The organism is Streptomyces sp. NRRL WC-3626, assembly GCF_000718785.1.
Taxonomy (GTDB): Bacteria; Actinomycetota; Actinomycetes; order Streptomycetales; family Streptomycetaceae; genus Streptomyces; species Streptomyces edwardsiae.
This window is the reverse complement of record NZ_JOCA01000022.1, coordinates 24,933-48,174: the sequence shown is the minus strand read 5'-3', so window position 1 is coordinate 48,174 and position 23,242 is coordinate 24,933. Positions and strand designations below refer to the sequence as shown.

At 72.5% G+C, this 23,242-nt stretch carries 15 protein-coding genes and 1 pseudogene; 1 reads left to right on the top strand and 15 read right to left on the bottom strand.

The window, feature by feature from the left end; translation table 11 throughout:
• Position 1: 1 nt before the first annotated feature.
• The 14 genes from IF28_RS0127715 to IF28_RS0127650 form a co-directional block, all read right to left on the bottom strand.
• Positions 2–649 (bottom strand): PIG-L deacetylase family protein, encoded by a 648-nt coding sequence (locus IF28_RS0127715; protein WP_030225587.1) that lies wholly within the window; start codon positions 647–649, stop codon positions 2–4.
• Positions 646–1,440 (bottom strand): glucose-1-phosphate cytidylyltransferase, encoded by a 795-nt coding sequence (locus tag IF28_RS0127710; protein ID WP_030225585.1) that lies wholly within the window; start codon positions 1,438–1,440, stop codon positions 646–648. Before IF28_RS0127710 ends, IF28_RS0127715 begins: the two co-directional genes overlap by 4 nt.
• Positions 1,437–2,672, bottom strand: a complete 1,236-nt coding sequence (locus IF28_RS0127705) for a class I SAM-dependent methyltransferase (protein WP_030225584.1) — start codon at positions 2,670–2,672, stop codon at positions 1,437–1,439. The genes IF28_RS0127710 and IF28_RS0127705 overlap by 4 nt, the downstream gene beginning before the upstream one ends.
• Positions 2,669–3,910: a glycosyltransferase gene (locus IF28_RS0127700; RefSeq protein WP_030225582.1), complete on the bottom strand. Its 1,242-nt coding sequence runs from the start codon at positions 3,908–3,910 to the stop codon at positions 2,669–2,671. Before IF28_RS0127700 ends, IF28_RS0127705 begins: the two co-directional genes overlap by 4 nt.
• 2 nt (positions 3,911–3,912) lie before the next feature.
• Positions 3,913–5,142: a membrane protein gene (locus tag IF28_RS0127695; protein WP_030225580.1), complete on the bottom strand. Its 1,230-nt coding sequence runs from the start codon at positions 5,140–5,142 to the stop codon at positions 3,913–3,915.
• A gap of 1 nt (position 5,143) precedes the next feature.
• Positions 5,144–6,679, bottom strand: a complete 1,536-nt coding sequence (locus IF28_RS0127690; protein ID WP_030225577.1) for a right-handed parallel beta-helix repeat-containing protein — start codon at positions 6,677–6,679, stop codon at positions 5,144–5,146.
• Positions 6,680–6,692: 13 nt separating this feature from the next.
• Positions 6,693–8,627, bottom strand: a complete 1,935-nt coding sequence (locus IF28_RS0127685; RefSeq protein ID WP_030225575.1) for a heparinase II/III family protein — start codon at positions 8,625–8,627, stop codon at positions 6,693–6,695.
• On the bottom strand, positions 8,624–10,801 hold the full coding sequence (locus IF28_RS0127680) for a bi-domain-containing oxidoreductase (RefSeq protein ID WP_030225572.1): 2,178 nt from the start codon (positions 10,799–10,801) through the stop codon (positions 8,624–8,626). The genes IF28_RS0127685 and IF28_RS0127680 overlap by 4 nt, the downstream gene beginning before the upstream one ends.
• A 63-nt stretch (positions 10,802–10,864) precedes the next feature.
• The gene (asnB, locus tag IF28_RS39515; RefSeq protein WP_030225569.1) at positions 10,865–12,787 is read right to left on the bottom strand and encodes an asparagine synthase (glutamine-hydrolyzing); all 1,923 of its coding nucleotides are present in this window, start codon (positions 12,785–12,787) and stop codon (positions 10,865–10,867) included.
• 2 nt (positions 12,788–12,789) lie between these two features.
• On the bottom strand, positions 12,790–14,304 hold the full coding sequence (locus IF28_RS0127670) for a Wzz/FepE/Etk N-terminal domain-containing protein (RefSeq protein ID WP_030225567.1): 1,515 nt from the start codon (positions 14,302–14,304) through the stop codon (positions 12,790–12,792).
• The gene (locus tag IF28_RS0127665; protein WP_030225563.1) at positions 14,301–15,674 is read right to left on the bottom strand and encodes a Wzz/FepE/Etk N-terminal domain-containing protein; all 1,374 of its coding nucleotides are present in this window, start codon (positions 15,672–15,674) and stop codon (positions 14,301–14,303) included. The genes IF28_RS0127670 and IF28_RS0127665 overlap by 4 nt, the downstream gene beginning before the upstream one ends.
• Positions 15,671–16,951: a glycosyltransferase family 4 protein gene (locus IF28_RS0127660; protein ID WP_030225561.1), complete on the bottom strand. Its 1,281-nt coding sequence runs from the start codon at positions 16,949–16,951 to the stop codon at positions 15,671–15,673. The genes IF28_RS0127665 and IF28_RS0127660 overlap by 4 nt, the downstream gene beginning before the upstream one ends.
• Positions 16,941–18,257 (bottom strand): nucleotide sugar dehydrogenase, encoded by a 1,317-nt coding sequence (locus IF28_RS0127655; protein ID WP_030225558.1) that lies wholly within the window; start codon positions 18,255–18,257, stop codon positions 16,941–16,943. Before IF28_RS0127655 ends, IF28_RS0127660 begins: the two co-directional genes overlap by 11 nt.
• 55 nt (positions 18,258–18,312) lie before the next feature.
• Complete coding sequence (locus IF28_RS0127650) at positions 18,313–19,791, bottom strand: sugar transferase (RefSeq protein ID WP_030225555.1); 1,479 nt, start codon at positions 19,789–19,791, stop codon at positions 18,313–18,315.
• A gap of 866 nt (positions 19,792–20,657) precedes the next feature.
• Between IF28_RS0127650 and IF28_RS0127645 the strand changes: the two genes are divergently transcribed.
• Positions 20,658–22,043: a Cys-Gln thioester bond-forming surface protein gene (locus IF28_RS0127645; RefSeq protein ID WP_030225552.1), complete on the top strand. Its 1,386-nt coding sequence runs from the start codon at positions 20,658–20,660 to the stop codon at positions 22,041–22,043.
• A 162-nt stretch (positions 22,044–22,205) separates the two neighbouring features.
• Here IF28_RS0127645 and IF28_RS39980 read toward each other — a convergent pair.
• Positions 22,206–22,616, bottom strand: a pseudogene (locus IF28_RS39980) (DUF4241 domain-containing protein); the annotation flags it as partial.
• Between the last annotated feature and the right edge of the window lie 626 nt (positions 22,617–23,242).

Here is a 23,242-nt window from a genome sequence, read left to right as displayed (position 1 = left end):
TTCAATCCCCCAGGTCGAGAGTGAGTTTGGTGACGGCGAACGCCTCGGCGTAGCGCGCCTGGCATTCGATACCGCGGATCCGGGCGAGCCCCAGGAAGGCCTCCCGGTCGTACCAGGGCCGGTGCCGCTGTGAGGCGTAGTGCTCCTGCAGCAACCGCACCTTCCGCTCGGCGGTCCGCGGTGTCAGCGGCTGGTAGGCCACCATCCGGCCGAGATCGCCGTCCCACTTGACGATCTCGTAGCCGAGGACGAGATGGTCGCGGAACGCCGTGGGTATCAGCCGCGCCAGGCCGCGGTGGTCCTGGTGCGCGTCGTCGGTGCGCGGGGCAAGGATCACGTCCGGCTCGGTCCGCCCGCGCAGTTCCTCCACCGCGGCCTTGGCCTCCTCCCAGTGCACGGGCAGCCGCCCGTCCGGAAGTTTGAGCACGGTCAGCCGCAGATCGGCGCCCGGGCAGAACGCGGCGAGCGCCGCCCGTTCCTCCTCCTCCCGCTCACCGCCGCCGCCGGAGAGCACCAGCGCGTCGACGCGGACGCCCGGCCGGGCGAGGCACAGCGTGAGCAGGGTGCCGCCGGCACCGATGGCGATGTCGTCGCAGTGCGCGCCCACCGCCACGATCCGCTCCAGGCTGCCCGTACCGAGCCGGATCACACGCCCACCCCCGCCCCGGCCCGCTCCCACACGGCCCACGGGCGCTCCCCGCGGGCGTAGGCGGCGTCGAGCGCGGCCCGCTCCTTCACGGTGTCGGTCGGCCTCCAGAAGCCGCGGTGGCGGTGCGCCACCAGCCGCCCCTGCTTGGCCAGCCCGCCGCAGCCGTCGGCGACCAGATCGCCGCCCTCGGGGATGTGGTCGAACACCTCCTGGCGGAGCACGAAGTAGCCGCCGTTCTCCCACAGCGGCATGTCGCTCACCGCCGTGATGCCGTCCACCAGCCCGTCCTCGCCCAGCTCCACGCAGTGGAACGACGACTGCGGCGGCACCACCATCATCGACGCGCCCGCGTCCCGCCGGGCGAACCTCTCGATCATCTCCGGCAGCGGGGCGTCGGTGAGCACGTCGGCGTAGTTCGCGAGGAACATCTCGTCGCCGTCCAGATGGTGCCGGACCCGGCGCAGCCGCTCCCCGATGGGCGACTCGATACCGGTCTGCGCGAACGTGATCGTCCAGTCCGAGATGTCGGTGGACAGCAACTCCGTGCGTCCGCCGCGCAGGACGAAGTCGTTGGACGTCGTCTCCTCGTAGTGGAGGAAGAAGTCCTTGATGTGGTGGGCCCCGTAGCCGAGGCACAGGATGAACTCCCGGTGCCCGTAGTGCGCGTAGTAGCGCATCACGTGCCAGATCAGCGGGCGCGGCCCCACCATCGCCATCGGCTTCGGCACGTCGTCGGCGGCGCCGCTGCGCATCCGCATCCCGTAACCGCCGCAGAACAGTACGACCTTCATCGCTCGACCTCGACAATGCTCAGTTCCGGGATGGGGAAGACCAGCCGGCCGCCCCACTCGTGCACGAAGGACAACTGCTCGCTCAGCTCCTCGCGCAGGTTCCACGGGAGGACGAGGACGTAGTCGGGCCGGTCGGCGGCGATCCGCTCCGGCGGCAGCACCGGGATACGGGTGCCGGGGGTGAACCTGCCGTGCTTGTACGGATTGCGGTCCACCGTGTACGGCAGCAGGTCGGGGCGGATGCCGCAGTGGTTGAGCAGGGTGTTGCCCTTGCCGGGAGCGCCGTAGCCGACGACCGTCTCCCCGCGCTCGGCCGCGTCGATGAGGAACCGCAGCAGATCCCGGCGCACCTTGGCCACCCGGGCGGAGAACTCGGCGTACCCGGTCAGCTCCTGCAGTCCGGCCGCCTTCTCGCGGTCCAGCACCTCGGCCACCCGCCGGGACGGCTCCCCGGCCACCTCGGCCGGCCGCGACCACAGCCGGATGGAGCCGCCGTGCGTCGGCAGCAACTCCACGTCCACGAGCGTGAGTCCGCCGCTCGCCAGGGCCCGTGCCGCGGACGCGACCGTGTAGTACTGGAAGTGCTCGTGGTAGATCGTGTCGTACTGGTTCTCCTCGATCAGGGTGAGCAGATGCTGCACCTCGATGGAGACCCAGCCGTCGTCGGCGACCAGGGCGCGCAGGCCCCGGGTGAAGCCGACCACGTCGGGGATGTGCGCGTACACGTTGTTGGCCACGACCAGGTCCGCCGGGCCGTGTCCGGCGCGGACGGCCGCACCGGTCTTGGGACTCAGGAACTCCGTCACCGTGGGCACACCCGCGTCCCGCGCCGCCGCACCCACGTTCACCGAGGGTTCGACGCCCAGGCAGCGGATGCCCCGGTCCACCACATGCCGCAGCAGGTAGCCGTCGTTGCTCGCGACCTCGACCACGAACGAGTCCGCGCCGAGCCCCAGCCGTCCCACGGCATCCTCGACGAACGTCCCCGCGTGCTCCACCCAGGACTTCGAGTACGAGGAGAAGTACGCGTACTCGCTGAACGTGTCCTCGGGTGTGATCAGCGGCGGGATCTGCGCGAGCCAGCACTCGGTGCAGACCCGCAGATGCAGCGGGTACGCGGGCTCCGGCCGGTCCAGTTGCTCCGCGGCGAGGAAACTCTCGCACGGCGGTGTCGCCCCGAGGTCGACGACGCTCGCCATCGCCTCCGAGCCGCAGAGTCGGCATCGTGTCATCTGCTGTTCCCATCCCCCCTGCCCGCGCGCGTGTCCCCGCCGCGAGCCAGTGCCGACCGCCCCGCGATCGCGGTGCGGTACCCCTCCACCAGGCGCTCCAGCCCGACGGCCGGGCTGAAGCCCTGTTCGTAACGGAGCCGGGCCGCCCGGCCCATCTCCGCGTTGCGCCCCCCTTCGGCCGTGATCCGGCGCAGACAGGACGCGAGCGAGGCCGCGTCGCCCGGCCGGTGCAGCAGCCCCGTCCTCTCGTCCTCGACGAGTTCGGTGAAGGCGCCGTGACCGGCGGCGACGGCCGGCACCCCGGCGGCCATCGCCTCCACGACCACCAGCCCGAACGCCTCCAGCCAGGTCGAGGGCGCCACCACGGCGACCGCCCGCGCGAGCGCCCGCCGGCACTGCTCCGGGTCGTACAGGCCGACGTACCGCACGTCGCCGCGGCCCGCCGCCCACGCGGACACCTCCGCCTCCAGCGGCCCCGTGCCGGCGATCACCAGCGGCACCCCCGCACCACCGCCGGCCGCGATCTCGTCCCAGGCGGCCATGAGCAGCCGTACGCCCTTGGCCTCCGCGAGCCGGCCGAGATACAGCACATGCTCGCCGGGGCCCGCGCGGCGGGCGTCGGTGTCGGGCACGAAGTTGTGCTTCACCGCCATCCGCCCGGCCGGCATGCCGGCCCCCACCAGGACGTCACGCTGCGCCGCCGAGATGCAGAAGAACCGCTCCACCCCGGTCCACCAGCGCCGCCGGTTGGCCGCCAGACTCACCGCGAGCGGCACCGTCGCCAGCCGGGAGTTCCGGTAGCAGCCGTGCCGTACGGCGGGCAGCGGGGCGGACCCCACGCACTCCGTGCACGGACGGCCGTCCCGCTGCAGCGTGCCGGGCGGACAGACCTGCGTGTAGTTGTGCAGCGTCGCGACGGCCGGCACCCCCGCGTCCGCGCAGGCCGCGAGGACCGACGGCGACAGCAGCGGGAACACGTTGTGGACGTGCACCACGTCCGGCCGCTCGGCGCGCAGCCGCGCCGCCAGCTCCCTGCGGACCCCCGGATTCCACGGCACCAGGAGCGGCACCGCGGCCTTCCCCGGCAGCGACCGGCCGGCGATGTCGTCGCTGCGCCGCTCGAACACCCCGACCTCGTGACCCGCGCCGCGCAGCAGCTCCACCTCCTGGCCGACGACCTTGTTCTCCCCGCTCGGCTGCGCCGAGCCGTAGTGGTTGTGCACCACCAGGACACGCATGCTCACGTCACCTCCGTTCGCCGGGCCCAGCCCGGAACACGTCGTCGGGGCGCCTGTGGCGCCGGGGAGGTGTCCGCGGCCGGTGCCGCGAGCAGCGAGGCGGCCAGCGCCAGATGCAGCAGATACGGCGACGCGTCGCCCAGCCCGGCCTCGGTGTACGACGCGAGCGCGCAGTAGCCGATCAGGAAGAGCGCGCAGGCCCGCGCCAGTGACGGCGGCCGCAGCAGCGCCACGGCGCCCAGTACGGCGATGAACGCGGCCACCAGGACGACACCGGTCATGCCCTGCTCCTGGAAGACGGCCAGCCAGGAGTTGTCGATCGGCAGCCCGCCGTACGACTTGTCGCCCAGGCCCGCGCCGAACAGGTACTCCGAGGTCGACCTGGGCGCCGCCAGCAGCGCGTCCCACACCTTCTGCCGGCCGGTGAGACTGGCGAAGTTCTCCTGGCTCTGCCCGCGCAGGAACCACGACTGCAGCCACGAGCTGAACCCCACCGCGGCCACGGCCGCGCACAGCACCGTCCAGGCGAAGAACCGGCGGGCGGCGGAACTGGTCAGCACGAGTGAGCCGATCGCCAGCAGCAGCCCGGCGAGCATGCCGAGCGTGGCCGTCCGGGTGTGGGTCAGCGCGAGCAGGATCAGCGACGGTACGACGACCAGCGCCGCGCTCCTCCTGTCGGTCCGGCCGCCGAGCACGAGCAGCACGGTCAGCCCGATGATCACCGCCGCGTACTGTCCGATCTGCGGCGGGGTGAGCGGCCACAGCGCGCCGACCAGCCGCCCGCCGTACAGGTCGGGCAGGGCGGCGCCCGGCGAGATCACCGCGCCTGCGGCGACCGACGCGAGGACCGCGAAGTACATCCGGATGTGATGCCGTACGAACGTCAGACCGCCGTCCCACCAGCGGCTGAGCAGCCACAGCGTCCCGATGAACAGCGCCAGCCGGGCGCAGCGGAACAGCGCGCCGAACCCGGACCCCAGGTCCGCGCTGGAGAGGAGGCTCGGCACCAGCAGCAGGGTGAGCAGGAACAGGTAGGCGTTCGGCCGCACGCGCAGCCGCAGATTGACCGCGAGCGCCAGCACGAACGCGGCGACCAGCGCGCCCATGGTGACCATCTGGATGAGGGAGCGGGGGAGCGGGACGATGGTCTCCGCCCCGGTGGAGCCGAGGGTGTTGAGGATCAGCAGTCCCCACACCGTCCCGACGGTCTTCGGCGTGCGCTCCTCGTTCATCTCAGTCACCGCCCCGCGCGCGGAAGGTGCTGCCCGCGTCCTGCCGGTACGGCGCGCCCCGCCACTGTGTGGAGTCGACCACCTGGCTGGGGTCGTGGACGACGAACTGCCACGGTCCGACGTAGACGTTGTCGTGCCAGCGGTTGTGCTGCTCCAGCGTGATCGCCTCGGCGACCCGCTCGCCCTGGTACGGCGACCAGTCCGGGTAGGTGCCGTAGTTGGCCAGCACCGCCATGCGGTCGCACGTCGACGTGCAGTCGAGGACCGACTTGTCCAGCACGAAGCGGTTGTCGTGGATGTCCACCCGCTGGGTCCGCCACCGGCAGTCGGAGTAGAGCGGCTCGGAGGCGATACCCGGCTGGGCGCAGCGGCCGGTGTCCTCCACCAGGAGGGTGCAGTCACCGGAGGAGGTGTTGGCCGGGCTGTTGCAGAACCGGTCGGCGTTCTCCCACAGGGTGATCCCGGACCAGTTGTTCTCCAGCAGGTTCCGGTACACCTCGATCCTGTCGGTGCGGGCCGGGACGCGCGGTTCACCGCCGGACTCGGACAGATAGACCGTCGCGAACGGGAAGGTGTCGCCCCGGTCGGCGTACTTGCGGCCCTCGACCACGTTGTTGCCCCGGACGGTGTTCTTCCGGATGATCGCGTTGTAGCTGGTCTCGTAGATCAGCGCGGCACCGTCGTTGGCCTCCAGCACGTTGTCCTCGATGAGGAAGTCGTTGTTGTTGGTGTCCGCCCACAGGCCCGTTCCGCGGTTGTCGTGCACCCAGTTGCCGCGGATGTCGGCGCCGTCCACGGCCCAGAACTTGATGCCGCCGGTGCAGCCGCAGCCCTGCTCCCGCCGCTCCCAGTCGCCGGTGTTGTTGCCCGTGATCTCGTTGCCCTCGACGACCAGATCCGCGATGGAGTCACCGGCCTTGTACGCGTTCATGCCGTACTGGCCGTTGTCGCGCAGACAGCTGGCGCGGACCTCCTGGCGGGCGCCCGCCATCAGCCCGGCGCCGGAGTTGTCACGGATCGTCGCGTGCTCGACCTTCCAGCCGTCGGCCGAGTCGTGGTTGACCACGCCCTCGTTGCGCGGCGCGACGAAACGCCGCACGGTCAGATGGCTGATGGTGACATCGCGGGCGTCGCCCCCGAACGCGTACCGGTTGGTCGTACGGCCGTCGAGCACCGCGCCCGGCGCGCCGATGTAGCTGTTCCCCTCCTTGGGGGCGACCTGGGCGTACGGGTCGGGGTCGAGCCGGTGCGTGCCCGGTGCGAGCCAGAACGTGGTGTGCGCGGGGCTGCTCTTCGTCTTGGCGGCAAGGTCGCCGGGGACCGCGGGGTCGACCTTCACCGCGCCCGCCGGAGCCTTCGCCGGCCCGGCCGGGGGCTTGGCGCACACCCGGGCCACGGACGCGGCCGGCGCGGAGGTGGGCGCCGCGGTCGGCGCCGCGGTCGGCTTCGGCCGGGCGTCGTCCGGCGTACCGCTGTCACAGCCGGCCGCCGCCAGCAGCGCCAGCGCCAGCGGTAACGCCCGCCATCTGCTCCCCACGTGTCCTCCTCCCCTAGCCCCGGAATCCGAGTACGGTGACGAACTCCCTTGCGCCGTCGGTGAATCCGGTGCCGATCAGCGTGGTGGCGGGTTCCTTGCGGCCGAAGCCCGGCGAGTACCAGCCCAGCGGCGGCCCGCTCTCGCCGCGGTGCGCCCGCCAGGACAGCTGCGCGGGCAGTTCGAGCACGGCCGAGCGGTCCTCGCCGTCCCGGGTCCAGGTGAGCACCGCCCGGTCGTCCGTCAGTTCCGCCGTGACCGCCGGCCCGAGGTGGAACGCCAGCCGCACCTCCCGGCGTGCGCCACGCACCTCGTCGACCACCTTCAGCTCACGTGTGCCGGCGACGAGTTCTACCTTGCGGCGGTGTACCGAGGGCCGGTAGCCGTCGTGTTCAGCGCACCAGCGGGTGGTGTCCGCGGTCAGGACGCGGCTGCGCGCGTGCCGGGTCCACAGGAACGGGCCGCCGGAGACGGACTGGTCGGTGCCGTCGAGCTGCAGGGTGTTGTGGCCGAGGGTGGAGCGGAAGTACCGCCGCCACTCGGGCTGTCCGTGATAGCAGTACGTCCCCGGGTCGGCGAGCACCTCGACCCCGTCGTGCCGTACCTCCACGGACAGCGCGTCCGCGTGGGCGTGCGCGGCGATCGACAGGAACCCGTGCGGACCGCCGTCGCAGCGGCACCAGATCCCGCCGGGACCACGCAGGATCGTCATCCCCGCGTCGGCGAAGTGCCCCGGCCTGCTCGCCGGGCGGGCGGTACCGCTTCTCGGGTACGGCCGGAGCAGCGCGGCCAGCAGCGGGGTGCGCACATCGGTGCCGGTCACCTCCGGCCACCAGTCGAGCCGACCGAAGACCGCGTCGCCGGTGGCGAGCAGCGAACCCCAGCGGCCGGTGCCCGCGCCGTCCACGACCAGACCGTGGCCGTCGTCCGCGTCCCCCTGGCGCGGCGGCCGCAACGCGTCGTCCACGACGGCGGCGAGCGCGTCGGTCATCCGCAGCAGCACCAGCCGTACCGACGCGGGTACCGGCACCCCGGCGGCATCCGCCTCGGCCACCGCGGCCAGACCGAGTTCCAGCACCAGTCCGTGGTATTCGGTGGCCAGTTCACGGTTGAGTCCGGAACGGAAGGTGTTGTGCCGCAACTGCCGCTCCAGCGAGCGCGACGCCTCGGACCGCCAGCGCGCCGACTCCGGGAACCAGCCGAAGGCGCAGGACGCGGCCAGCTGTCCGGCGGCTTCGGCGATCACATGGTTGTTCGCCGACGAACCCCGGCTGGGGAAGGCGGCCAGCCAGCGCTGGTGGTGCCAGATCTGCGCCGTCGCCACCGGGTTGTCCTCGAACAGTGCGGCCGCGCCCGGCCAGCCGTCGAGCAGCCGGCGGATCCACACCCAGGACAGCAGCCGGATCCCCAGCTCGATACCGCTCGTCCAGTGCACCCCGCGCAGCGGCGGGTTGGCCGCCCACCACGACCGCAGCAGCCCGTCCACCCGCTCCGCGTACCGCTCGTTCCCGGTGACCGCGTACGCGGCGGCGAGGACGGTGAGGAACTGGTGCCGGGACGGCTCCCAGATCTGCTTGACGTCCCCGACCGCCTCCTCGTCCCGGTACGGCACGTCGAAGGCGTAGCCCGACGGGGCCCGCCGCCCGGTCTTCGGGTCGTAGGCCCAGTCCGGATGGGCCAGGTCGTCACGGTCCACCCCGAAGAACCCGCCGTGCCCGCCCATCAGCCGGTCCGCCTCGGCGACCAGCCGCTTCGCGGCGTCCGGCGGCACCGCGGCGACCGCTTCGGCGGGCAGCACGGCGGTGAACCGGGCGCCGGGCGTCTCCGGGCCGGCCGGCGGCGCCACCGACCGCCACCGCCGCCGGCGCAGCGTGTCGCCCACCCGGCCGCCGATCTCCCGCGGCCCCATCCGGGACAGCCGCCGCAGGTACCAGGTCGTGCTCGTGGTCATCGCGGCCCCGCCAGCGTCACCGGCGCCCCCGCGGCCAGGGCGGCCGGTACGGCGAGGGTGGCCGCCGTGGTGGCGACCAGCGACTTCAGCGGCACCGGCATCGGGCCGCCGGTCCGCACCGCCCTGACGAACGCGGCCAGTTCGGCGGACTGGCCCTTGTCCCGCGCCTTGGGCAGCCGCGAACTGACCCACCGCTTGCGGCCGTCGTACACGGAGGCGCGCACGAAGTCGTCGAGCCGCAGCGCGCGGCCGTCCGCGACCAGGTCCAGGGTCTCCTTGGGGAATCCGGACGGGCCGGTGGTGACATAGCCGACGGTGGCGGTCGATCCGTCCGGGTAGCGCAGCACGACCTGGAGGTCCTCGCCGCCGGGTGTGGTCACCGCGTACACCGACTCGGGGTCGGCGCCGAGCAGCCAGCCCGCCGTGTCGATGAAGTGCCCGCCCTCACCGGCGAACCGGGAGCCCTCGGTGCCCTGCCGCAGATACCAGCTGCCGTGGTCGAGCCGGCCGGCGTTGACCAGATAGCGCAGGTGCCCCGGCCCGCCCCGGGCACCGAACCGCTCACCGGCCTCCCGCAGCAGCGGCGCGAAGCGGCGGTTGAAGCCCACCTGCAGCCGGTCGTTGCCGGACTCCTCCACCGCCGCGAGCACACCGGCGAGTTCGTCCTCGGTGAGCGCCAGCGGCTTCTCCACGAAGACGGCCTTTCCGGCCAGCAGCGCCCTGCGGGTCAGTTCGGCGTGCGAGCTGTGCCGGGTGACCACGAACACCGCGTCGACGGACGCGTCACCGAGCACGGCGTCGAGATCGGTGGTCGCCTCACGGAAGCCGAACTTCCGCTGGGCGTTGGCCGCCGACAGGGCCGTCGTGGTGACGACCGCGGACAGTTCGACTCCGTCGCGCTGGGCCAGGTGCGGCAGCAGCATCGAGGTCGCGTAGTTGCCCGCGCCGACGAACGCGAGGCGTACCGGCGTCCGCACGGCCCTCGCCGGACTCCGCCCGACCCGCACCGGCGGCACGGTCACCTCGGGGGCCCCGGCCTCGGTCTCCGGGCCGCCGGGGTACCGGAACAGCACCGCCACCGCCTTCAGGCCGCCGTCCTTGAGGCTCTGATACGTCTCCACCGCGTCGGCGAAGTCGGCCGTGTGGGAGACCAGGGGCTCCACGTCGACCCGGCCGCGGGCGACGAGGTCCAGGAAGCACGCGAGGTTGCGGCGCTCGGTCCAGCGGACGTAGCCGATCGGGTAGTCCCGCCCCTCGAGTTCGTACTCCGGGTCGTAGCGCCCCGGGCCGTAGCTGCGGGAGAAGCGGACGTCGAGTTCCTTCTCGTAGTAGGCGTTCCAGGGCAGGTCGAGGCTGCACTTGCCGATGTCGATCACCCGGCCGCGGTCGCGGCTCAGCCTGGCGGCCAGCTCGACGGGCTGGTTGCTGCCGCCGCCGGCGGCCAGATACACCTGGTCCACGCCGTGGCCGTCGGTGAGTTCGGCGACGGCGCTCTCCACGGCCGACGACGCCGGGTCGCCGCAGGCATCCGCGCCCATGCGTTCGGCGAGCTCGCAGCGCGCCGGGTCGGGGTCGGCCCCGACCACCCGGACCCCCGAGGCGGCCAGCAGCTGCACCACCAGCTGCCCGATCAGCCCCAGGCCGATCACCAGGGCCACCTCGCCGAGCCGGGACTCGCCCTGGCGGACGCCCTGCAGCGCGATCGAGCCGACGGTGCCGAACGCCGCGTGCCCAGGCGCCAGACCGTCCGGCACGGGGACGTAGAGGTTCTTCGGCACCCAGTTCAACTCGGCGTGCAGCGCGTGCTCGTTGCCCGCGCAGGCCACGAGGTCGCCCACCTTCACGTCGTCGACCCCGGCACCGACCCGCTCCACCACCCCGCACAGCGAATAGCCCAGCGGCGTATAGGAGTCCAGCTTGCCCATCACCTTGCGATAGGTGGCGGGCACCCCGTTGACGGCCACGCTCTGCACCACCTTGGCCACCTGGTCGGGGCGGGAACGCGCCTTGCCCACCATCGACATGCCCGCCTCGGACACCTTCATCAGCTCGGTGCCGGTGGAGATCAGCGAGTACGCGCTGCGCACCAGCACACCGCCCGGCTTGCACCCCGGCACCGGCACGTCGAGCAGGGCCAGCTCACCGCTCTTGTAGTTCTGTACGACCTGTTTCACCGAAGTCCTCTTCGTCTCTACGCCGGTTCTCTACGCCGTTGCCTACGCCGCTTCTCCACGCCGTCAGGGAGCCCGGCCGGGCCCGGAGGTCGCGCCGCGGTACCAGTACTCGAGGGTCAGGACATGCCACAGATGCTTGGAGAAGTCCTGCTGCCCGGCCGCGTCCTCGGCGACCATCCGCCGCAGCGCGTCACGGCGCAGGAACCCGGACCGCACCAGCTCGCCGTCGTTGACCACCTCACGCACCAGCGGTGCCAGATCCCGGCTCATCCAGGCCCGCAGCGGGGCGCTGAACAGGCCCTTGGGCCGGTAGACGATCTCCCGGGGCAGCACGGACGCCGCCGCCTCCTTGAGCACGGCCTTGCCCTGCCGCCCGGCGATCTTGCGGTCGCCGGGGAAGGCGAACGCCGCCCTGACCACCTCGACGTCCACGTACGGCACCCGTACCTCGGTCGACGCGGCCATGCTGGAGCGGTCCGTGTAGGCGAGGTTCAGGCCCGGCAGGAACATCCGGGCGTCGCCCAGGCACATACGGTTGACGAAGTCGTCGAGCGCGTTGTCCTCGTAGACGTCCGCGTGCTCGGTCAGCACGTCGTCGACCGTGCCCGCCAGGTCCGGGTCGATCAGGCCGAGCAGTTCACCCCGGTCGTACATGGTGTAGCTGCGCCGGAACGCGGTCTCCTCCGGCAGTTCGGCGAAGGAGAGGAACCGCTTCGCGAACCGCACCGACCGGTACCCCCGGGCCGCCGAGGCGACCGGCAGCCGGTCCACGAGCGCCGACACCCCGCGCCGCAGGGGCCGCGGCACCCGCTGGTAGCGCAGCGCCAGCACATTGGCCAGGTGTTTGCGGTAGCCCGCGAACAGCTCGTCCGCGCCCATCCCCGACAGCATCACCTTGACCCCGGCCTCCCGGGCGGCCGAACAGATCAGGAACGTGTTGATCGCGGCGGGGTCGCCGATCGGCTCGTCCAGGTGGTACGTCATCCGCGGCAGCAGATCGAGCACGTCCGGGGCGATCTCGATCTCGTGCAGATCGGCGCCGTACCGCTGCGCCACCTGCCGGGCGTAGCGCAGATCGTCCGGCATCGCCTCGAACTTCGCGTCCTCGGCGCGGAACCCGATCGTGTAGGCGGAGATCCCGGGCCGCTCGCGGGCCGCCAGCGCGGTCAGATAGCTGGAGTCGAGGCCGCCCGAGAGGAACGTCGCCACGGGCACGTCGGAGAGCAGATGACGCCGGGTCGACTCCTCGACGACGGCGGCGAGATCGGGCAGCCCCCCGCCACGGGCCCCCTCCCGCGCCTCGGCGGCGACGTCCCTCAGGTTCCAGAACCGGCCGCGCTCCACCCGGCCGTCGGGCCGGCACCGCAGCCAGCTCCCCGGCGGCAGCTTCTCCGCCTCACGGAACGCGCACCGCGAGTCCGGCACCCAGTAGTACAGCAGCGACGCCACCAGCGCCGTGTGGTCCACCTCCAGCTTCCCGCCGGTCACGGCGGCGAGCGCCTTGAGTTCGGACGCGAACACCAGACCCTCGCCGCGCCGCAGCACGAACAGCGGCTTGATGCCCAACTGGTCGCGTACGAGCACCAGTTCACCGGTCCGCTCGTCGAATACCCCGAACGCGAACATGCCGCGCAGCCGGGGCAGACAGTCCGTGCCCCAGCGCCGCCAGGCCTCGAGCAGCACCTCCGTGTCGGACGTGCCGCGGAAGCGCACCCCGGCCGCCGCCAACTCGGCCCGCAGCTCCGGCGCGTTGTACAGCTCGCCGTTGTAGGTGAGCACGAGACCGCCCGACGCCATCGGCTGGGCGCCCGTCTCGGACGGGTCGATGATGGCCAGCCGACGGTGCCCGAGGTGCACCTCGGCGTCACCGGCGGCGTGGCTGTACCGGCCCGCCCCGTCCGGGCCCCGGTGCGCGAGGACTTCGGTGAGCCGGTCGGTCACGGCCTTCCCGTCCGGCCACCGGTAGGTGCCTGCTATGCCGCACATGTCTACCGTGCCTCCTGCTCACTGTCCGGGACCCGGCCGGCCGGTGTCGGCAGCCGTTCCGCCCGCGGCCGTTCCGGCCCCATCTGCCGGACCGGCGGCGGAGTGCCGCGGTCGCGCCGCGCGGTGCGCGGCCCGTCCCACAGCGTGCCGTCGGTCCGGTCCCGCGGATCGGGGTCGATCAGCACCACGCCGATCACCGTTATGCGCTGGTCCGCGAGCTGCCGGGCCACGGTGTGCAGCCACGCCGTGCCCGCGTGCCCGGCCCGTACGACGAGCACGGTCCGGGTGCCGAGGAACGGGAGGTCGGTCCACGCCGTGCCGGGCGCCACCGAGCCGACGCCGATGCGGATCTCCGGCCCCGCCTCGTCCGCGGCGCCGGCCACCTCGGGGTCCCCCGGCTTCGGACGGCGCCGGGTCAGGTGCGGGCGGGGCAGCCCGTCGACGAGGACCACGGGTTCGTGCGCCTTCACCTCCCTGGCGACATCCAGGGCGATCCGGCTCGCGCCGCGCGCACACCCCAGCTCCAGCAGCGACACCGGCTCGGCGGAGCCGCGCACGGTACGGGCCAGCGACAGGGCGAGCCGCGACCGGGCCCCCCGAAACCGTCGGCGCCGCAACGGCCCGCCCGGCCGGCGGGGCAGCTCGGCTAGGACCGAGGCGCCGAGGTGCGCCGCGATGTCCCGGCGCAGCACCGGGCGGTCCGCCACCACCGCGCCGACCGCCGCCACCGCCAGCCCGAGGACGAGCCCGAGGACGAGCCCGATCGCGGCGTCGGTGGCCAGCGTCCTGGGCAGCGACTGCCGTACGACATGCGGGGCGTCCACGATCTGCGTGCCGGCCACGAGTTGCGGCGTACCGATGCGCGCCTCCCCGGCCCGGTCCCCGAAGGCGGTGATCTGCGAGGTGAGTTCCGCCCGGCGGGCGAAGAGCGACTCCAGGTCCGCCGCCGCCTTCGGATCGCTGCTCGGCTCTCCGTCCCCGATCTCCTCGTTGACCTCCGCGAGTTCGTCCCGCAGCCGGTCCCGCTGGGCCAGCAGGGTCTTGGCCTCGGCGTCCGCGGCCTCCCGGATCCGCCGCACATGGTCCGCGACGAACGCCTTGGCCACCGCCTCGGCACGGGCCAACGCCTGGGCGTCGCTGTCGCCCGTCGCGGTGATCTCCAGCAGGTTGTTGGTCAGCCCGGCCCCCTCGTAGTGCTCCATGAAGTCCTCGGGCTTCTCCGGGGACTTCAGGGACCGCAGCGCCTGATCGGCGATCCGCGTGGTGTGCAGCAGCGCCGCGTCGGTACGGATCAGCGTGCCGGGATCGTTCGGCTGGTCCTGCTGGTGCGCGACCAGCACCTTCGTCACCGCGGTCGGCGGCTTCGGCAGCAGCACCGCCACCGCACCGCCGGCGAGCAGCCCGAGCAGCGCCGCGGAGCACCACAGACGGCGCCGTCTGCGCACCGCCACCACCAGCACATGCAGATCCAGCAGCGGAGCGGCGGCCGGTGACTCCGTACTCGTACGTGTCGTCACCCTGTACCTCCCGGCGCGTCGTGACTCCCCGCCAGCGCGGGGGCGGCGGCGTCCCGGGGACGGCCGGCGGACCGCGCCGTACGCGCCCGGTCCCGGACCGGGGCGGCGAGGACGACCCCGACGACCTCGTGGCCCGCGTCGGCGCACGCCTCCGCGATGCCGGCGAGTTCCCCGGCGGTCCAGTGGCCGGCGCCGATCACGACGAGGGCACCGGACTCCTCGCCGGAGTCCGGCACCATCGGCCGGGACACCGGCACCTCCACCACCCGCAGCAGCGGATCGCCGCCGGCCTCGGCGGCGAGCTGTCCTGCGGCCAGACGGGCGATGCCGTCGCCGTCCGGGACGACGACGAGCAGCCGCCGGGGAGCGGGCAGCCGGCCCCGGAGACGGGCGAGCACCCGCCGGGTACGCAGCCGCCGGCCGGCCTCGTCGGCGGAGACCGGCGGAGCGGGCAGGTCCCAGCGGACGTCGGCACCCAGCAGCCGGCGGACCCCGGCCCACCGGCCACGATCCCGCGGCCCGAGCGCGTGCCCGTCCGCCGGCACATCGACGGAGCCCAGCAGCGCCGAGCCCAGCGCCGAGGCGATCTCCGGCTCGCCCCGCAGCCGGCGGCTCATCCGCGCGGCGGTGAGATGGCCGATGACCGAGACCAGCAGGAACAGCAGCGCCCCGCCGACGACCAGCTGGACCCGCGTGGGCGGCGCCTCACCGGACGGCCGGGCGGCCGGACCCATGACCACCATGTTCGCCTTGGTGCCGGCCGGACCGGACTCGTTCAGCGCGGTGACGGCCTCCTGCAGGGCGGTACGCAGCTCCGCGAGCTCGGTACGGGTCTGCACGCTCTCCACGGTGCTCCCGGGATCGGCCGCGTCCGCCAGTTCGGTGATACGGCGGCTGGTCCGTGTCACCAGCTGCCGCAGCTCCTCCGGCCGCGCCGACGCCTCCGGGGCGGTGGTGTCGTCCGCGAGCCGCGCGCTGAACGCGACGAACTCCTGGACCACCTGATCGGCGAGCTGCTGCGCCCGCCCCGGTGTCTCCGCCGTGCCCGAGACCTCGATGATGTTGCCGTCGGCGGCCTTGGCGCTCACCCGGTCCTTCAGTTCCTCGCCGTCCACACCGGCCCAGCCGAGTGCGGCGGCCGCGCGGTCGACCACCACCGAACTGGTCGCGATCTGCGTCCGGGTCAGCAGCTCACGTTCCTCCCACGCGCCCGGCAGCAGCACCGAGGCCGACGTGGTGTAGCGCGGCGGGAACAGAGCGGAGACGCCGTAGCCGACGAGCGCCCCCACCACGGTGAGGACGACGAGAAGCCGCCGGCGCCGGCGGACGATCCTGCCGATCGTGACCAGACGTATGGTGTCCTCGCTCAACGGCGCAGCCTCTTCCCTGCCCTGTTCGGGCCGTCCGCCGCCACCGGGGCCCGGTCACGGCAGGCGGCGTCGTACGCGGCGAGCAGCGCCGCCTGCGAATTCCGCCAGGCGAGCGCCCCGTTGATCCGCTCCCGGCCGATCTCGCCCATCCGCGCCCGCTGGTCCGGGTCGTCCAGCAGCCGTGCGATGAGCTTCGCGAACGCGCTCTCGTCGTTCGCGGGCGCGTAGAGGGCGGCGTCACCGGCGGAGACCCGCGCCTCCTTCAGCTCGAACGACACGATCGGCCGGCCCATCACCATGTACTCCAGGACCTTGTTCATGGTGGACACGTCGTTGAGCGGATTGCGCGGGTCGGGGGAGAGGCACACGTCCGCGGTGGACAGATAGCGCACCAGGTCGGCGTCCGGTACGCGCCCGGTGAACCGCACCTGCCCGTCGAGCCCGAGCCGCCGGGACAGCTCCACCATCGCGTCGAAGGTGTCGCCGCCGCCGACGAACACGGCGTGCCAGTCGGTCCGCCCCATCTCGTCGCGCAGCTTCGCCAGCGCCCGCAGGGCGTAGTCGACCCCGTCCTGCGGCCCCATCACGCCCAGATAGCACAACAGATGGGGCTTGCCGCCCTTCAACTCCGGCTCGGGCGGCACCGGGTGGAACCGCTCGGTGTCGGGCGCGCTGCGCACCACGAACACGTCCTCGGGCCGCCGCCCGCCCCGGCGCACCGCGACGTCCTTGTAGCTCTCGTTCGTGGCGAGTACGACGTCGGCGGCCCGGTAGGTCGCCCGCTCCAGCGCGCACACGGCCCGGTAGAGCAGGTCCTTGCCGCGGTCGAACCGGGACAGGTACAGCTCCGGCACCAGGTCGTGCTGGTCGAAGACGAACCGCGCCCCGCGCCGCTTCAGCCACCGGGCGGGCAGGAACAGCAGGTCGGGCGGGTTGCAGGCGTGGACCACGTCGACCGGGCCGACCTTCCGGGCCAGCCGGACGGTGTGCCACAGCGCCGATCCGTACTCCCGGGGATACCCGGCGGGCCCTCCGGTGGCGGCGCGCAACGGGTAGCGGTGGATGCGTATCCCGTCGATCACCGCCTCCGGCTCCGTGTCCCGCTTGGTTCCCCGGGGGCAGATGACGTGCACCTCCCAGCCGGCGTCGCGCAGAGTGGCGCACTCCTGCCACACCCGCCGGTCGAACGGCACCGACAGGTTCTCCACCAGGATCAGCGCGCGACGGCCGCGGCCACCACCGCTGTTCGTGTCGTTGAACGACGTGTCACCAGGCAAGGCCCATGTACCCCGGTTCGGCCCGGCGCGTCTCGGCGTCGGGGAGGTGGACGAGATCGACGATCACCGGGCCGCCGCCATGGGGCAGCGCCGACAGCACGGCCGGGTCCCTGGTCCCGACCAGGCACACCTCGGAGTGCTCCAGCACCTCGTCCACGGAGTCGGCGAGGAGCTGCGCGAGATGCGGCAGCCGGGTCTCGATGTACTCGCGGTTGGCGCCCAGCAGCCGGGAGAGGCTCACATGGGCGTCGAAGATCCGCAGGTCGTACCCCTTGCCGAAGAGCCGCTCCGCCAGCTCGACGAGCGGGCTCTCCCGCAGGTCGTCGGTGCCGGGCTTGAAGGACAGCCCGAACAGGCCCACCCGGCGCTTCCCGGTGCGTTCGACCAGCTCCACCGCGCGCTCCAGATGCGCGGAGTTGGACGGCAGTACGTGGGAGAGGATGGGCACCGACACATCGGCCCGCTGCGCCGCGTGCACCAGGCTGCGCAGGTCCTTGGGCAGGCAGGAGCCGCCGAAGGCGAAACCGGGCCGCAGATAGGCGGGGCTGATGTTCAGCTTGCGGTCGGCCAGGAACACGTCCATCACCTGGTGCGAGTCCACACCGAGCGCCTGGCACACCGCGCCCAGCTCGTTCGCGAAACCGATCTTGAGGCCGTGGAAGGCGTTGTCCGCGTACTTGATCGCCTCGGCCGTCGGCACCGGCACCCGGAACACCTCGCCGGGCAGACCCTCGTACAGCCGCGCCACCACATCGCCGCTCGACGGGTCGAGTTCGCCGATGACGGTCTTGGGCGGGTCGAAGAAGTCCCGCACGCTGGTGCCCTCGCGCAGGAACTCCGGGTTGACCGCCACCCCGACGTCCACCCCGGCCGTACCGCCGACGTACTTCTCCAGGATCGGCAGCAGCAGGTTCAGACAGGTGCCCGGGAGCATGGTGCTGCGGAACACCACCGTGTGCCGTCCGCCCCGCTCGGCCAGCGCGGCACCGATCTGCTCGGTGACCCGTTCCAGATACGTCGTGCACAGGCTGCCGTTGGGCTCCGACGGCGTGCCCACGCAGATCAGCGACACCTCGCTGGCCATGATCGCCTCGCGTACGTCGTCGGTGGCGCGTAACGCCCCGCTCCGTACGACGTCGGCGATGAGCTCACCGATCCGCTCCTCGACCACCGGGGCCTTGCCGTCGTTGACCAGGTCGACCTTCACCTGGTTGACGTCCACCCCGACGACCTCGTGCCCCATGCTGGCCAGGCACGCGGCCGACACGCAGCCCACGTAGCCGAGCCCGAACACGCTGACTCTCATGACCCGTTCCTCCCCCAGGGCAGGCCCCTTCGGCCTGCGGTCCGCGCGCCGTCCATCAGTAGGCCCCCTGCCCGTAGAGCACCGCACGCAGCGTCTTCCACAAGATCACCGTGTCCAGGGCGAGCGACCAGTCCTCCACGTACCGCAGGTCCAGCCGTACCGCCTCCTCCCACGACAGATCGCTGCGCCCGCTGATCTGCCACAGGCCGGTGAGGCCCGGCTTGACCAGCAACCGCCGCCGGATGTCGGGGCCGTACGCCGCCGACTCCTCCGGCAGCGGAGGCCGCGGGCCGACGAGCGACATCGATCCGGTGAGTACGTTGAACAGCTGCGGGAGTTCGTCGATCGAGTACCGGCGCAGCACCGCCCCGACCCGTGTCACCCGCGGATCCCGGCGGAGTTTGAACAACAGGCCGGCGCCCTCGTTGAGCTGGGCCAGTCCGGCACGGGCCCGGTCGGCGCCGGCGACCATGGTGCGGAACTTGAGGATGGTGAACTCGCGGCCGTCCTTGCCGACTCGGCGCTGGCTGTAGAAGGGCCCGCCCCGGCTGGTGGCCGTCACGAGCAGCCCGACGCACAGCATCAGCGGCGAGAACAGCAGCAGCAGCACCGCCGCGCCCAGCCGGTCGACGACCCCTTTGACGACCCGGCGGCCCCCGGTGAAGACCGGCATGCTGACCCGCAGCAGCGGGATCCCCAGCACCGCGTCGATGTGCAGCCGGGGTCCGGCCACCTCCATCAGCACGGGGGCGACGACCATCTCCGCGTCGCTGCCCTCGAGGTTCCAGGCCAGCCGCCGCAGCCGGTGCGGTGACCAGTGCGGGTCCGGGGTGACCGCGACGACCCGGTACCCGTCCCGGCGCACGCGGCCCGCCACGTCGGCGAGTTGGCCGATGACCGGCACCCCGTCCACGTGATTGCCGTCGGGCGCCAGACCGTCCGGGGTGCACACCCCGTCCACCCGCCAGCCGAGGTGCGGGAACTTACGGGTGCGGGCGATCAGATCGTGCACGGTGTCCGGGCTGCCCGCGGCGAGGACCGGCCTCAGGCACCGGCCCTCCTTGCGCTGCCGGTGCAGCCACAGGCGCAGCAGATACCGGGCCGTCATCGCGACGATCGCGATCGCGGGGACCGCGACGAAGATCCAGAGTTTGATGTTGCGCGAGGTGAGCGCTATCCCCCCGAGTGCCAGGACGACGGTCGCCGCGAACAGCGCGCGCCCGAGCCGGCGGAACTCCTCGGCTCCCTGGCCGAGTACGGCAGGGGACCAGGCCCTGCCCACCGCCAGCGCCCCCAGCACCAGCAGCCAGGTGCCGAAGGCCAGAATCCCCCATTTCTCATGCCAGTTGGCCGCGTCCCGCGCCCCGAAGAAGTTGCCGATCGACGCCACCACGACGGCCGTGGTGACGGCGTCGCCGGTGATCACGGTCCGGCGGTACCGATGTTCCCAGTCGGCCGCCGGCTGACGGACCGAACTGCCCGCCAGACGCCCCCGCTCCGACGGAAACGGGCTGAGTAATCCCCCTTGCCGCACAGAACCCCCCAGGTTCCCAGTGGTTCGACGTGTTCCCCTGACACCGTTTCTCCACCCGGGAGGCCCCCGCCCCCCGCGCCGCTCTGTTCTCCCCCGCGAGAGGCCCCCGCCTCCCGCACAAGCCTTGTCGGCCCTTTCAGCACCGGTCGGACGGCCCACCCCGGTGGCACCAGAAATAACGGATGCTCCCCGCACCCAGGGTCATCACTGGTCACCTTGTGTCCGAACGGCTGAAGCAAGGTCAATCTAGACCATCGGGGCCGGTATGAAGAGAGGGTGTGTGGAATTTGTGTCTACTTTCCAGAACGCCGGACAACTGCCGGAAACAAGGGGGGTCAGTGGGACGCCGGCCCGGCCGATCGAGGCCATGGCGGGCGTACGGCCGAGGCCGGGCGGGCGGGCCGGCGGCGGACGCCCGCCCGAGGTTGACCGAAACCGTGAACGCGGACGGGAGCGCGGAGATCCACCGGCGACGGGCCGCCGCCGGCCGCGGCAGCGGACCACGGCGCCGGCGGCGAGGGCCCATTCCGGGGTATGTCGCCCGCCGACCCCAACTCGTCAGTAGGTGTGCGGACTTGCTGGTCGGGTTGTGAAGATTGGATGGATGAGGACACTCCGGTCGCGCGAAGTAACGTTTCCGATTCGGAATGGCCGTGCGGCGTCCGGAACGAAGATCCGGAACCGTTCCATCCATAGGATCCCCGTGTGCTGGTCCAGCACTTGAGACAACTGGCGTGACTCTTTCACCACGCATCTCGTGTGAACACATCTCGTGTGTCCCGTTGCGGGTCCCGCCGGAGGGGAAATCTGTGTTTGCTCTTCATTCCGCGTCCGCCACGACCGGGCGGCGCACCACAGGGCGGCGTATGGCCGCAGGGGCGGCCACGGCCGGACTGCTCACCATGGGCCTTCTCGCCGGGGCGGGCAACGCCGCCGCCGACGAGGGGGACACGCACCACCAGGGAGGTGCGGTCGCCACGCTCGACGGGCTGAAGACGTACGACTCGGCCCGGCTCGACCTCGGCGGCGGCAAGACCCAGAACATCGCCGCCGGACTGTTCGAGATGAACGTCGAGGGCAGCGGCCGTCTGCAGACGTACTGCATCGACATCCACAACCCGACCCAGAACAAGGCGAAGTACCTGGAGACCCCCTGGGCCGGTACCTCGCTCGGCGCCAACGAGAACGCCGGCAAGATCCTCTGGATCCTCGAGAACTCGTACCCCCAGATCGGCGACCTGGCCGCGCTGGGCCAGAAGTCGGGTGCCGAGGGCCTGACCGCCAAGACCGCGGCGGCCGGCACCCAGGTGGCCATCTGGCGCTTCTCGGACGGCGCGAAGGTCGAGGCCCGCGACGCGCAGGCCGAGAAGCTCGCCGACTGGCTCGAGGCCGAGGCGCAGAACCTGAAGGAGCCGAAGACCTCCCTCACGCTGGAGCCCAACGCGGTCTCCGGCAAGGCCGGCGGCAAGCTCGGCCCGGTGACCGTGCACACCGACGCCGGTCAGGTCTCCGTCGCCGCCTCCGCCGACGCGGCCGGTGCCGGCGTCAAGGTGACCGACAAGAGCGGCAACGCCGTCACGTCCGCCAGCGACGGCACCGAGCTGTACTTCGACGTGCCCGAGGGCACGGCCGACGGTTCGGCCGCGCTGACGGTCCAGGCCACCACCGAGATCCCGGTCGGCCGCGCGTTCGCCAGCCCCAGCAAGAGCCAGACGCAGATCCTGGCCGGCTCCAGCGAGTCCACGGTCACCGCCGAGGCGACCGCGAACTGGGCCACCAAGGGCGCGATCCCGTCGGTCACGGCCGAGAAGAACTGCGCCAAGGACGGCGTCGACGTCACGGCGAGCAACCAGGGCGACTCCCCGTTCACCTTCGAACTCGCGGGCACCGAGCACACGATCGGGGCCGGCGAGTCCAAGACCGTGACCGTCCCGGTCGACGAGGACGCCAAGTACGACATCACCGTCAAGGGCCCGAACGGCTTCTCGGAGCGCTTCGAGGGCGTCCTGGACTGCAAGACCCAGGGCACCCCGGGCACGGAGACGCCGGGCACCGACGGTGACACCCCGTCCTCGGCCCCGAGCCCGGCCGGCGGCTCCTCCGACGAGGCCACCGGCGGCGAGGGCGACCTCGCCAACACCGGCAGCTCCAACGCCACCCCGGTGATCGCGGGCATCGCGGTGGCCCTGCTGGCCGCGGGCGGCGCGGCGATGTTCTTCCTCCGCAAGAAGAAGGCGGCCGCGGGCGAGTAACCGGCCCCGTCCGACCAACGATCGGAGCGCATCTCCCGGCCGCAGCGCCGGGAGGTCCGCTCCGATCGGCGTTCCGGAACCCGGTCGGAGGTACGACGTGATCACCACGACCGAGACGAGGTCACCGGTCGCGGAGCGACCGAACCACACCGGCCAGGTGCCGTCGCCCCCGGTGCGGAACGACACCAGATCGCTGCCGGTCGTGTCGTCGGCCGCGTGCAGATGGCCCTCGCCGAGCGACCCGCACGCGTCGCCGCCCTGCTCCGAGCAGGAGCGTCTGACCTTGCCGGACAGGGTCTCCCAGGCCGCCGCGTCCGCGACGGCGCCGGCCGCGCCGTCGGTGCCGAACCCGTAGGCGTGGCCGTCGAGCAGCAGACGGGGGTCCTCGTCCTCACCGAGCGCCAGCTCCCAGGTGACGGCGGGCTCGTCCCGGACCCGCAGGCGTACGGCGAGCTCCTCGGTCACCGGGTCGCGCTCGTCGCCGTACGAGCCCTCGCCGACGATCACGGCCGCCTCCAGCGCGTACTCGCCGGGGGGTATGCGCTCGGTGAGTTCCCGGGGCTTCTCGTCCATGGGATCGGAGATGGCGAGACGCCCTGCCGGGATCCGCACCGTGGCGATGTGCCGTGGTGCGGCCGTCCTCGTCTTCTCCCAGGGCTCCACGGGGAAGGGGACGCCCGGCCGGAAGAGGTCGTCGGCCGCCCGGACACCGAACCCGGACCGGTCGTGCCACCGGCGCTCCTCCGGCACATCGGCCGGGGTGTGCGACGACCCACCGCCCTCGCCGCGCTCCTGCAGGATCTTCCCGCCTCTGCCGTCGGGCAGCAGCTCCACCGTGAGCCGCCAGGCGTCCGGGGCCAGATCCCGCTGCTCCGGTGAGGAGTACCGCCGCAGGAACAGCCGGTCGTCCTCAAAGAGCCGGAGGTCGACCTCCAGCGTCCGACGCCCGAGTTCGTCGTGGACCCACTGCCCGACGAAGTGGTCGCGCCAGGCGATGAGATGAATCTCGGCCGGAACCTCCCGCCCGGCGACCCGGTGCAGCACCGCGTACGGCTCCCCGGCCGCGTCCCGTTCCTCCGCCGCCACCCGCGACAGCGGCCTGAACGCACACCGGGCCTCGGCGTCCCAGCCCCCCGGGTAGGAACCGCCACCATGCCCCGTCCCCCGCTGTGAACCGGCGACAACCCGTCGATCTTCCT

Coding starts and splice junctions, on each gene's coding strand:
- IF28_RS0127685 (WP_030225575.1), bottom strand. CDS start 8,627: ATGACCACGAGCACGACCTGGTACCTGCGGCGGCTGTCCCGGATGGGG.
- IF28_RS0127700 (WP_030225582.1), bottom strand. CDS start 3,910: ATGCGTGTCCTGGTGGTGCACAACCACTACGGCTCGGCGCAGCCGAGC.
- IF28_RS0127655 (WP_030225558.1), bottom strand. CDS start 18,257: ATGAGAGTCAGCGTGTTCGGGCTCGGCTACGTGGGCTGCGTGTCGGCC.
- IF28_RS0127705 (WP_030225584.1), bottom strand. CDS start 2,672: ATGACACGATGCCGACTCTGCGGCTCGGAGGCGATGGCGAGCGTCGTC.
- IF28_RS0127710 (WP_030225585.1), bottom strand. CDS start 1,440: ATGAAGGTCGTACTGTTCTGCGGCGGTTACGGGATGCGGATGCGCAGC.
- IF28_RS0127695 (WP_030225580.1), bottom strand. CDS start 5,142: ATGAACGAGGAGCGCACGCCGAAGACCGTCGGGACGGTGTGGGGACTG.
- asnB (WP_030225569.1), bottom strand. CDS start 12,787: ATGTGCGGCATAGCAGGCACCTACCGGTGGCCGGACGGGAAGGCCGTG.
- IF28_RS0127645 (WP_030225552.1), top strand. CDS start 20,658: ATGGCCGCAGGGGCGGCCACGGCCGGACTGCTCACCATGGGCCTTCTC.